The following is an 11,935-nucleotide window of genomic DNA, read 5'->3' as shown; positions in this document are numbered from 1 at the left end:
TATTGTCAGTTCTCTTCTTGTATGTACTGTACACAAAAAAAATAGTAATTGAATCTATATCATCTATATTAATTTACTCCATAATATTATTAATATATGGTGTTTTATACTTATAAGGAGGAAACACTATCAATAACTTAATCAGAAAATCTTTAGACAAGTTGAAGCAGGCATCAAATCTTGACAAGTTCATCATAGTAGCGGCTCTATTAATCTTACTAATTGCTTATCCAATGTCCTTTGTTCATTCAGTTGATGATGATATCCTCTCAAGGCTATTCTTTGTTGGTATTCTAGCTCTAATATTTGGTCTGGTCGGTATACTATTTGATGTATTCGTTCCTGACACCTACAAAACTGACAAGCATGATGACAAGGAATCAATCAACGCAAAACTAAAAGCAAACAGTAAAACAGCTGACTTCTACCGGGTAGGTCTAGTGGTTGTCTTGATGATCGCCTATGTTTTAGATTTATAATCAGGTCTATATACACTGAATTTTTATCACTCTATTCTTTTGGACCAGTTATTTCAGAAAACACTCGTAAATAAAAATGGTGAGTCTGTCTATCTGACTCACCATTTTTGTTATTGTTGTTTGTTAAAAATCACTTCTCTGCTAAGAGCATAATCAGTTTTGTTATTCCTCTTTAAGATTTGGATCCATCATCATTAAAGCAGGCTGACAATCAAGATGAGCACCGCCTGATGAAGCGGGTAAAACCAGTAGAAAAAATATTTTGGCAGCCTAGGCAGTTTGATACCTTTGTCCATGAACATAAAGGGAAGAGAGATTAGAGACAAGGTCTGGATACTTATCCCAAAGAGAAACTGGACGGCCACTGAACCTGCTATTCCCTGGAGAAGATCCTTTTCCTTCATCCAATATATGGCCCATCCAAACAAAAAGCCATAAACACTGTACTCCGCAATAAAACTCAGGAGCATAAATAATGGAAAATAACGTCTATATTTTAGAGAAAGCGAGAACAGGCCTAAAAGAAACAGTACATTGATCGTGTTAGGCGTAACAAGCATGGACAGCACTCCCAGCCCAAAGAGGCGAGTGATGTACTTTTTGTAGTCTGAGGTTCGTTCAGTGCCTTCTATAGTACTATAGAGAAAGCACGGAAACGCAATCCGACCGATCATTCGCATCCACAGCAGTCCTGGGAATAGAAAGTACCCCACATGATCGATGGTCATGGTCAGAATCCCGATCCATTTGACCATATTCAGTTTTTCGTCGAATGTTCTGGACATTCAGCTCACACCTTACTCATTAGTTTTATCCATTATACTCTTAGTCAGTAAAAAACACAGTACAGATAAGCTGTTTCCCTAACTTATCCGCACTGTGCGACTGATTATTTGAGTGTCTGAATTCTTTCTTTGATTATATCCCTTGTCTCACGGAATGTACTTAAAATTTCCTCTTCTGTTCCAGTGGCTTGTGCCGGGTCTTCCAGATCCCAATGCTCGTGAGCCACGCCGGAAGGAATTGTCGGACATTTATCTCGAGCGTCACCGCATAATGTAATGATCAAGTCAGCTTCATTAAAATAATTCTGATCGATCAGGTCCGAAGTCTGACCAGTAATGTCAATCCCATCTTCTTCCATTACTTTGACCGCTCTCGGGTTAAGGCCATGCGTTTCGATTCCTGCGCTCCTTATTTCAAATTGATCAGGATCCAATAGCTTTCTGCCGTAACCTTCCGCCATCTGACTGCGACAGGAATTACCTGTGCAGAGAAAATAGATTTTGTTCATTAGTTTTTCCTCCTTGTTCATTCTATCCTTTTTGATTCTTAAAAATAGTCATGAAGTTCAGGTACACCTTCAGGAAGACTATCCTGAAGCGCTTGCGCTGTCTCTTTTGAACTGATCAGTGAGCCTTCAAACTGCAGGTCAGTCGCTTTCTTAAATTGCATGAACAGCTGCGTCCAAGTATGGATGCTGGCTTTCAGGTAGCGGGACTTTTCTTCTGGCTGTTCTGCAGAACTGACTTGAACATTACCATCCGACATAGAAAGCTTGAACAGTCCAGCATTCCACTCTGCTGTATCATCAGTGACTTCAAGCCAGAACTCCTGGTTTTCTGTCTGTCTGAAGGGAAACTGTTTCAGGAAACTTTCCATATCTACTATACGAGCCATCATAGATGACACCATTTTAGGATTTAAGTCTGCTTCGCGAAACAGGTGTGTCAGGCGCTGATCTGAACGGGCAGTATACTCAAATGCATTGAAGCCAGCGGCATGCGCCCCGATATATTCCCATAGTGCTTTTTCTGCTCTACCTGTCAGCGCGTGCAGTTCGTTAATTTTAAAGTTTCCCTGATTTTCACCTGAAAATTCGTATGACAGGTATCCTTTTGGCGCACCAGTTTCATCCCGATAAAGCGCCAGTTTTCTCTTCTCCGAATTCATGATTCGATTTTCCCAGACCCAATCATCTCTTTTTACTGGACCAACAGCACCTTTCATTTTCTGGTCATAAATGTCTTTGACTGCTTCTTTCTGTTCTTCCCATAAGACACGCTCGACGGGTATTTCCGGCGCCTTGAACGAGCCAAATGCATCGGGCGAGATGTCGTACTGCCGTTTTTCAAAGGCTACTTCATAGCCAAACTTGCGGTAGAAGTGATAGGAAAACGGGGACAAGTAAGACAGTACCACTCCCTGTTCCTTCATCTCTTTTAAAGCTCTTTCCATCAGTTGACGGACGGATCCTTTCCCTCTTACTTCTGGATAACTGGTTACATTCCCTATTCCACCCATTTTCAGTATGGTGCCGAGATAATAGACTTCAAACGGAAAAACAATTAAAGCGCTGGTCAGCTGATCATCAGAGAACGACCCTAAGGTCTGTCCATAGGCGAGCTCATTGAAAAGTCTTTCCTTACTGTCTTCTGTTTCTTCAAAATGAAAAGCATAAACATTTAACTGATAAGCGTCTTCAAAATACTTTTGGGTCAGTTCCCTAATCTCAGTCATGATTTAGTCTCCTTTAATTTCTTTGCTGGTCTTACTACATCTCTATTATAGACGGTCTTTAAGCCGATAGACAAAAAAGAGCCCTTCAGTAAAAAAACGAAGGGTTCTTTTCCTCAAAACATCATTACTTAGTCGTTACTTAAGTCTTCTCCATTTGATGCAATCACCTTTTTGTACCAGTTGAAGGATTTCTTAGGTGTGCGTTCAAGCGTTCCGTTTCCTTCGTTATCACGGTCAACATAGATAAAGCCGTAACGTTTTTTCATCTCACCTGTTCCGGCACTAACCAGATCGATACAGCCCCATGAGGTATAGCCCATCAAGTCTACTCCGTCGAGTTCAACGGCATCTTTCATTGCGTCGATATGTGCTGCAAGATAGTCGATGCGGTAGTCATCTGCCACGTAGCCATTTTCGTCCGGCTCGTCGATGGCTCCCAGTCCATTTTCAACGATGAATAATGGCTTTTGATAACGGTCGTAAATATCGTTCATTGTTATGCGCAGCCCAAGTGGGTCGATCTGCCATCCCCATTCGCTGGCTTCAAGATAGGGGTTCTTAACTGAAGCAAAGATATTTCCAGCAGTTTTCTCGTTTACCTTTGGATCGCCTGATGCAACGCGGGATGAATAATAAGAGAATGAAATGAAGTCAACGGTATGTTCTTTAAGAAGAGCCTTGTCCTCTTCAGTCATTTCAATCTCGATGCCTTCGCGTTCCAGTTCTTTCAGTGCGTATGCAGGGTATTCTCCACGCGACTGAACATCGATGAAGAAGTAGTTCTCATGATCAGCTTCCTGAGCGGCACGGACGTCTCTAGGATGAGGCGTGTTAGGGTAGTATTTCCCTGCGGCCAGCATACATCCGACCTGGTTTTCCGGATCCACTTCATGAGCAATCTTAGTCGCCAGTGCACTTGCAACCAGTTCATGGTGAGCAGCCTGGTATTTCACTTGTTTCTGATTTTCGCCTTCTTCAAATGCCAGCCCCGCACCCATGAATGGTGCATGCAGAATCATGTTGATTTCGTTGAATGTCAGCCAGTACTTGACCAGGCCTTTATAACGCGTGAACAGCGTACGTGTCAGGTTTTCGTAGAAATCAATCATTTTACGGTTGCGCCATCCACCATACTCTTTAATTAAATGCATCGGGCAGTCGAAGTGAGTAATCGTTACTAGAGGTTCGATGCCATGCTTGTGGCATTCTTTAAATAAGTCTTCGTAGAATTTTAGGCCTTCTTCGTTAGGCTCTTTTTCATCACCTTTAGGAAAAATACGTGTCCAGGCAATAGACAGACGGTATGTCTTGAATCCCATTTCTCCGAACAATGCGATATCTTCTTTGAAGCGATTATAATGATCGATGGCTTCTTTTGCCGGATAGAAATGATCCTCATCAAAATCAAAGTGCTTCATCTGACCTGTAATGATAGCCGGACGGTCTTCTCCGATTGGTACGACATCGACGTTAGCCAGTCCTCGTCCATCTTGATCGTATCCACCTTCAAGCTGGTTGGCTGCAGTAGCTCCGCCCCATAAAAAATCTTTTCTAAATCCCATATTTATTCCTCCTGTTGTCTGTTTTCTAACTATTTACTTTTTCAGTTTAAAGCGTGTAATCCATTACATACAAGCGAATTCTGACAAAAATGTGAGGAATGCGTAATCCTGTAGCTAGGCTGTCATTATTATGGTAAAGTGTCAAGGATGTAGGTTTTTAGAGAAAAGAGGAACACATATGACTCATTATGATGTACTAGTCGTCGGTGGCGGCACGAGCGGCATGATGGCTGCCATTTCAGCCGCGGAACATGGAGCGACTGTCGGACTGGTCGAAAAGAACAAGTTCGTCGGCCGTAAGCTTCTGGTAACTGGAAATGGCCGCTGTAACGTCACTAACAATAGAGATAAAGAAGAAATCATTACGCATATACCTGGGAACGGACGCTTTCTTTACAGTGCGTTTTATCAGTATGACAACTACGATATCATGGACTTTTTCCAGTCTCGCGGGATCAAGCTGAAGGAAGAAGATCACGGACGGATGTTTCCTATTACGGACAAGTCCCGGACGATCGTCAATGCCCTGACTCAGATCATGGAAGAATCAAAAGTTGATGTGCATACCAATGCACCTGTTGAAACAGTGCTGTATAGAGACGGGGCTGTCAACGGAGTAAAACTTATGGATGGACGTGTTCTTTATGCCCATTCGGTTATTCTGTCAACTGGCGGACGTGCCATGCCTAAAACTGGGTCGACTGGTGACGGCTACAAATGGGCAAAAAAAGCCGGACACACGATCAAGGAATTGTATCCGACCGAAGTGCCGATCACGTCTGAAGAACCGTTCATTCAGGACCGCACACTTCAGGGAATTTCTCTAAGAGATGTAGACTTAAAAGTCATCAATAAAAAAGGAAAACAGGCTATCTCCCACCGAATGGATATGATCTTCACTCACTTCGGCATCTCCGGTCCAGCTGTTCTGCGCTGTTCGATGTTTGTTCTGCAGACGATGAAGCGCGATAAGACTGATCATGCTGTCATGAGTCTGGACAGTCTGCCGGATGAGACACCTGGATCGCTTAAGCAGACCATTGAACGCCTGATGAAAAAAGAAGGCGAAAAGAGCATGAAGAATACAATGAAGCAGTTCGGACCAGAACGCTACATCTTGTTTGGGCTGGAACAGGCTGGGATCGACAGCGAACGTGCCTTCAAGACATTGACGCCTAAAGAAATCGATGCGCTCATCACCTTCCTGAAAGATTTCCGTTTCAATGTGCATGGCTCTCTTCCGATTGAAAAAGCGTTTGTGACAGGTGGCGGTGTTCACACGAAAGAAGTGAATCCAAAGACACTGGAAAGCAAGCTGATGCAGAATCTGTATTTCACTGGTGAAATACTGGACTACAATGGCTACACTGGCGGCTACAACATTACTGGTGCCTTTATCACGGGCAGACTGGCCGGTATGCATGCAGCTCAGACCGCTTTGAGTATGAAGACAGCCGACTAATTTGAGAAATCATGTCGCATAGGCTTTAGTTTTTACAGCCTGCGGCCGCTGAAGTATACGTTGGGCACACTAAAATGCAGTTCAGAACCTTAGTCGGGTCCTGAACTGCATTCTTTTTTTCCTCAGTAAAGTTCAACCGGAATTTTGCATGCTGAATTAGAGTCTATTGCTTCGATAATGCAGTTCAGCGCATCCTTTCACTCTGAACTACAGTCACACCGCTTTACACATTTCTAATCTACAATTTCCAGCTGCTCTTTCAGCATGGCGAGCTGTTTTTTCACTGCTGACGGAGCCGGTCCGCCTTCAATGTCGCGTATATTCACACAGGTGGACAAGTCGATGACAGAGTATATATCCTGCTCGAATAGTTCATGATAGGATTGATAGGTCTCGAGCGGAAGATCTTTCAGAGTGAGGTCTTCTTCGATACAATACTTCACGAGCCCACCGATCACTCCGTATGCTTCTCTGAACGGCAGTCCCTTTTTGGTCAGGTAGTCCGCACAATCTGTCGCATTGATGAAGCCTTTAGATGCTGCATCACGCATGCGGTCAACATTGGCACTCATTGTATCCACCATTGGAATCATGGCTGACAAGGCGAGTTTAACTGTGCTGATGCTGTCGAATAAGGCTTCCTTGTCTTCCTGCATATCCTTGTTATAGGCGAGCGGGATGCCTTTCATCATGGTCAGAAGGGTCTGAAGATTTCCATAGGTGCGCCCCGTTTTCCCGCGGACCAGTTCGGCCACATCAGGGTTTTTCTTCTGCGGCATAATGGATGATCCTGTTGCAAAGGCATCATCCAGTTCGACGAATTTAAACTCTTGTGAGCACCATAAAATAATTTCTTCTGAGAGTCTGGACAAGTGCATCATGACCATGCTCAAGGTATAAGCCATGTCTAAAACAAAATCCCTGTCTGAAACACCATCCAGGCTGTTGGCCGTAACCGTCTTGAACCCAAGCTGATCCGCAACAAACTGCCTGTCGAATGGATAGGTGGTTCCGGCCAGTGCGCCATTACCCAGTGGCATGCTGTCTGTGTGATTCGCCACTTCTTCAAGACGCTTGATGTCTCTCAGTATCATCTGTGCATAGGCCAGTAGATGATGGGCAAAGGTGACTGGCTGTGCAATCTGAAGATGGGTATACCCCGGCATGATCGTTTCAGTATGCTTGTCTGCCTGACTGATGAGCACGGATTCGAAAGCCTCTAACTGATCGATGATCTCTGCTGCCTGCTTTTTGACATATAGTCTCAGATCCAATGCGACCTGGTCATTCCGGCTTCGTCCCGTATGGAGCTTCTTACCTGCGTCTCCTATCCGACTGGTGAGTTCCGCTTCGATAAACATATGAATATCTTCTGCTTTCGGGTCGAACTGAAGGGCACCGTTGTTTATATCCATCAGAATACCTTCCAGTCCCTCCAGAATGCTTGATACATCCTCTTCTGAAATAATGTTCTGTTTACCCAGCATTTTTGCATGAGCCATACTGCCTTTAATGTCTTCTTCATAAAGAACATAGTCGAAACTGATTGATGAATTGAATACATCCACTTCCTCGGCACTTTGAACACTGAAACGTCCCTGCCAGATTTTATTCTGATCAGCTGACATAAGATGCAACCCCCATCAGATGAAGGAGAACGGCTTTCTGTACGTGCAGTCTGTTCTCTGCCTCTTCAAAAATTTCTGCGGCATGTTCGTTGAATACTTCTGTCGTGATTTCTTCCTCTTTATGAGCAGGCAGACAGTGCTGCACCATAACATCCGACTTCGCTACAGACAACAAGTCTGAATTGAGCTGGTAGAGATCTTGAAATATCTGCTTTCTCTGTTCCGCTTCTTCTTCATCTCCCATGCTAGCCCAGACGTCAGTAAAGACGACATCTGCATTTTTGACTGCTTCATATGGATTCTCAGTCAGTAGAAACCCTGGATGGTCTTTATAGGCGTCAAGTATATGCTGATCAGGCTGGTATCCTTGAGGAGATGCAACAGAAACAGATGCCCCGGCAAGCAGCGCTCCCACAATCAGTGAGTTGGCCATATTGTTCCCGTCTCCAACAAAGGCAAATTTGAGTCCCTCAAGCTGGCCCTTGAATTCCTGAATAGTCATCAAATCAGCCAGAATCTGACACGGATGATACAGATCCGTCAGGCCGTTTATAATTGGAATGGAGCCGTGCTCTGCCAGTGCTTCGACATCGCTCTGGTCATAAGTACGGATCATGATCGCATCAAGGTAACGAGAAAGAACTTTTGCTGTATCTTCTATCGATTCCCCTCTGCCCATCTGAAGATCCTGAGCACTCAAATACAAGGGCTTGCCGCCGAGCTGGCTCATCCCTACTTCGAAAGATACACGCGTACGCGTTGATGCTTTCTGAAAAATCATCCCTAAGGTCTTTCCTTTTAGATAGGGGGTCTCTTCCCCAGCTTTCAGTTTTTTCTTCAAGTCGTGGCCCGTCTCAAGAATCGCAAGCAGCTCATCTTTTGACAGATCCGATAATTTCAGTAAATGATTCATGTGATGGCCTCCTTTTCTTGAACAGTGAGTATATGCTTTAAACAGGCGACGGCTTCATCAATTTCTGATCTGGTTACAATCAGTGGCGGCAGAAGACGAAGCTTGTCCTTAGCGGTCAGACACATGATGCCTGCCTCTTTAGCTTTCAGCATGACATCCTTGGCTGATTGACTTTTCAGACTGATCCCAAGCATCAACCCAAGTCCTGAAACATCAGCCACTTCTTCGATGGCTTCAAGCTGCGCTTTGAGATACTGGCCTTTTGACTTGACCTGATCCAGAAACTCCTCGGTCAGGGTATCTATAACTATGTTTGCACCGGCTGTTGCGACCGGATTGCCGCCAAATGTAGATCCATGGTCTCCAGCTTTCAGTGTGCCTGCGACTTTTTCTCCAAACAATACTGCACCGATCGGCAGACCATTCCCCAGACCTTTTGCACTGGTCACGATATCCGGTTGAAGCCCCAGCTGTTCATAAGCAAATAAAGTGCCTGTTCTTCCGATCCCCGTCTGTACCTCATCGACGATAAGCAGGATATCTTTTTCCTGACACACTTTGGACACTGCTTCAGTAAATTCCGGGTCGAGAGGAACGACGCCTCCTTCTCCCTGAATCGCTTCGATCATGATGGCACAGACAGTATCGTCTGCTTTGTCTAGAAGCTGTTTAGGCTCATCGGCATCGATAAAATCAAACCCTTCAGTGAACGGATCAAAATATTTATGAAAGACATCCTGACCTGTGGCAGATAGGGTCGTCACTGTCCGTCCATGGAAAGAATTTTTCAGCGTAAGTATCTTATGTTTTTCTTTATTGGTTTCGTGCCCGTATTTTCTGGCTGTTTTAATGGCCACTTCATTTGATTCCGCACCAGAATTGACGAAAAGCACATGCTGCATGCCGGTCTTATGGCACAGTTTACCTGCAAGTTCGGCGGCAGGCTTCGTATAGTACAAGTTTGAAATGTGCTGAAGCTGACTCAGCTGATTCTGAGTGGCTTCGACCCATTTCTTATGGTTATAGCCAAGCGAATTGACGCCTATCCCGGCTGTAAAGTCCAGATAGGTTTGTCCATTTTCATCAGTCAGCGTACAGCCTTCTGCTTTCTGAATGACCACATCCAGACGACTGTATGTTGGTGTGATGTAGTCGTTCGTCATCTCGATCGTATTCATGTCAGGCTCCTTTCAGCTTCTTTTTCTTCTTTGTAAAACAAGGTGCCGATGCCGCTGTTCGTCAGAAATTCAACGATCAGAGCATGCGGGATTCGTCCATCCAGAATAACTGCCTGCTTGACGTGGTTTTCAACCGCATCCTTGCAGCAGCTGGCTTTCGGTATCATGCCCCCACTGATCACATTATTCTGATATAAAGTTTCTACATTATTGATTTCTATCTGAGATATAAGTGTCGACGGATCCGATGCATCTTCCAGGACTCCGGGTACATCTGACATCAGAACAAAGTTATCAGCATTAAGTGCTTTAGCAATTCCCCCGGCCATTTCATCAGCGTTGATATTACAGCTGTTGCCATCTTCATCCATGCCTATACAAGATATAACTGGAATGTACCCTGCGCTGACCAGATCTTCAATGACTTCTGTATTGACTTGACTGATTTCTCCAACAGCTCCCAGTTCTTCAGGGTTTTTCAGGGTCGCCTGAACTAGGCCGCCGTCTACTCCGCTTATTCCCATAGCTTTGCCGCCTAATGACTGGATCATGCGGGTAAGATCTTTATTGATCTTGCCGGCAAGGACCATCTGTACGATTTCCATCGTTTCCAGATTCGTCTGTCTCAGCCCATTGACGAAGGTACTGGTCACATCAGCCTTATCCAGCCAGTAATTGATGTCAGGTCCGCCTCCATGCACAATGACCACATTCATCCCGACTTTTGCCAGAAGCATGGCATCACTCAGAACGCTCTTTTTCAGTGACTCGTCCATCATTGCCGAACCGCCGTACTTGATGACGACCATTTTCTTGTCGTAACGCTGAATATGAGGCAGGGCATTTGTCAGAACCTCCGCCATATCAAATGAATTCATAGGTACTCCTTCTATCTTTATTTGCTGACTGACCTGTTTTTTCTGATTAACTACTTAAAAAATCAGGATCTGTAGGCACTGTTGATGGTGACATAGTCATGAGTCAGATCGCATCCCCATGCCGTCGCTTTGCTTTTTCCTTCATATAGGTAGATATCGATGAACAGTTTTTCTGTACCTAAAATGTCGTAGGCTTTATCTTCGTCGAACGGCAGGATCGCTCCTTCTTCACAGACACAGACACTTTTATAGGATTCATCACGCAGGTAAATATCGATCTGTTCATAAGCCAGTTCAGCCCCGCTGTAACCCAGTGCACAGAGGAGTCGACCGACATTCGCATCTCTTCCGTATACAGCAGCTTTTACTAAGTTGCTGCTGATAATCTGCTTGGCTAAAAGTTTTGCCTGCTGCTCATTTCCGGCGTCCAGAACGTTACACGTAATCAGTGTTCCGGCCCCTTCACCGTCATCTGCAATAGCTACCGCCAAGTCTTTACAGACAGTGTGTAACGCCTGCTTGAACACGTGATAGTCCGGATCTGTGTCAGAATCGATCGGCTTATTCCCTGCCTGGCCATTTGCCAGCACGGTGACCATATCGTTTGTGGAGGTATCGCCGTCCACACTGATCATATTGAAGGTCTCTGATACGACGTCTTTCAGCACCTGGTTTAAGTAATCAGGTTCTATCGCTGCATCAGTCGTGATAAAGCCCAGCATGGTCGCCATATTAGGATGAATCATGCCGCTTCCTTTAGAAATCCCTCCCAGGTGAACCGGCTTTCCATCCAGTTCAAAGGCTACCGTACTCTCCTTGATTCCAGTATCTGTCGTTAAAATGGCTTCAGCTGCATCATTCCCTGTCTCATCCTGCAGCTGATCGACTAGATCTGACATGCCTGAAACAAAGGGGTCGATCGACAGCGGCTGTCCTATGACGCCAGTTGAAGCCACCAGGACATCCGTTTCAGAAATATTGAGTGCCTCAGCTACAAGTGCACAAGTCTGACTGGCAATCTCCAGACCATTTGCATTGCAGGTGTTAGCATTCCCGCTGTTGCAGATAAGGGCTTGAGCGGTCCCATTCAGACTGTGCAGTTTGGTAATTTCGAGCGGAGCGCCTTTTACCTTGTTCTGTGTATAGACACTGGCTGTCGCTGCTGGTGTCTGACTGTAAATCAGTGCCAGGTCCTTTCTTTTTTTCTTGAATCCGGCATGAATCCCTGAAGCCGAGAACCCTTTGGCTGCACAGACATTCCCACTGATCTGTTTCAGCTGTTTATCCTGTTTTTCTTTAATACTCGTTTTCATTA

General features: G+C 44.9%; 11 protein-coding genes. 2 read left to right on the top strand and 9 right to left on the bottom strand.

Annotated elements, in window-relative coordinates; translation table 11 throughout:
* Positions 1–161: 161 nt before the first annotated feature.
* Complete coding sequence (locus BMX79_RS09630; protein ID WP_091482099.1) at positions 162–479, top strand: hypothetical protein; 318 nt, start codon at positions 162–164, stop codon at positions 477–479.
* A 194-nt stretch (positions 480–673) separates the two neighbouring features.
* Here BMX79_RS09630 and BMX79_RS09625 read toward each other — a convergent pair whose 3' ends face one another.
* From BMX79_RS09625 to BMX79_RS09610, 4 genes are all read right to left on the bottom strand, one after another.
* Positions 674–1,264, bottom strand: a complete 591-nt coding sequence (locus BMX79_RS09625; RefSeq protein WP_091482098.1) for a TraX family protein — start codon at positions 1,262–1,264, stop codon at positions 674–676.
* 104 nt (positions 1,265–1,368) lie between these two features.
* Positions 1,369–1,773, bottom strand: a complete 405-nt coding sequence (arsC, locus tag BMX79_RS09620) for an arsenate reductase (thioredoxin) (RefSeq protein ID WP_091482095.1) — start codon at positions 1,771–1,773, stop codon at positions 1,369–1,371.
* A gap of 38 nt (positions 1,774–1,811) precedes the next feature.
* On the bottom strand, positions 1,812–2,999 hold the full coding sequence (locus BMX79_RS09615) for a GNAT family N-acetyltransferase (RefSeq protein WP_091482092.1): 1,188 nt from the start codon (positions 2,997–2,999) through the stop codon (positions 1,812–1,814).
* Between the two features lie 128 nt (positions 3,000–3,127).
* Positions 3,128–4,561, bottom strand: a complete 1,434-nt coding sequence (locus BMX79_RS09610) for a 6-phospho-beta-glucosidase (RefSeq protein WP_091482090.1) — start codon at positions 4,559–4,561, stop codon at positions 3,128–3,130.
* 178 nt (positions 4,562–4,739) lie between these two features.
* On the opposite strand from BMX79_RS09610, the gene BMX79_RS09605 reads away from it, so the two are divergent.
* Positions 4,740–6,023, top strand: a complete 1,284-nt coding sequence (locus BMX79_RS09605) for a BaiN/RdsA family NAD(P)/FAD-dependent oxidoreductase (protein ID WP_091482087.1) — start codon at positions 4,740–4,742, stop codon at positions 6,021–6,023.
* Between the two features lie 233 nt (positions 6,024–6,256).
* Here the strand turns inward: BMX79_RS09605 and argH are convergent, their stop codons facing one another.
* The 5 genes from argH to argJ all read right to left on the bottom strand — a co-directional run bounded on the left by argH (position 6,257) and on the right by argJ (position 11,933).
* Positions 6,257–7,651 carry an argininosuccinate lyase gene (argH, locus tag BMX79_RS09600; protein ID WP_091482083.1) on the bottom strand — a complete coding sequence of 465 codons (1,395 nt, stop codon included), beginning with the start codon at positions 7,649–7,651 and terminating at the stop codon, positions 6,257–6,259.
* On the bottom strand, positions 7,641–8,564 hold the full coding sequence (argF, locus tag BMX79_RS09595) for an ornithine carbamoyltransferase (protein ID WP_091482081.1): 924 nt from the start codon (positions 8,562–8,564) through the stop codon (positions 7,641–7,643). The genes argH and argF overlap by 11 nt, the downstream gene beginning before the upstream one ends.
* The gene (locus BMX79_RS09590; protein ID WP_091482078.1) at positions 8,561–9,742 is read right to left on the bottom strand and encodes an aspartate aminotransferase family protein; all 1,182 of its coding nucleotides are present in this window, start codon (positions 9,740–9,742) and stop codon (positions 8,561–8,563) included. Before BMX79_RS09590 ends, argF begins: the two co-directional genes overlap by 4 nt.
* The gene (gene argB, locus BMX79_RS09585) at positions 9,739–10,620 is read right to left on the bottom strand and encodes an acetylglutamate kinase (RefSeq protein ID WP_091482076.1); all 882 of its coding nucleotides are present in this window, start codon (positions 10,618–10,620) and stop codon (positions 9,739–9,741) included. Before argB ends, BMX79_RS09590 begins: the two co-directional genes overlap by 4 nt.
* Positions 10,621–10,682: 62 nt before the next feature.
* The gene (gene argJ / locus BMX79_RS09580) at positions 10,683–11,933 is read right to left on the bottom strand and encodes a bifunctional glutamate N-acetyltransferase/amino-acid acetyltransferase ArgJ (protein ID WP_091482063.1); all 1,251 of its coding nucleotides are present in this window, start codon (positions 11,931–11,933) and stop codon (positions 10,683–10,685) included.
* Positions 11,934–11,935 lie beyond the last annotated feature (2 nt).

This window comes from Alkalibacterium pelagium (assembly GCF_900109325.1).
Lineage (GTDB): Bacteria > Bacillota > Bacilli > Lactobacillales > Carnobacteriaceae_A > Alkalibacterium > Alkalibacterium pelagium.
The sequence above is the reverse complement of the archived record's forward strand: the minus strand, read 5'-3'. Positions and strand labels throughout refer to the sequence as shown.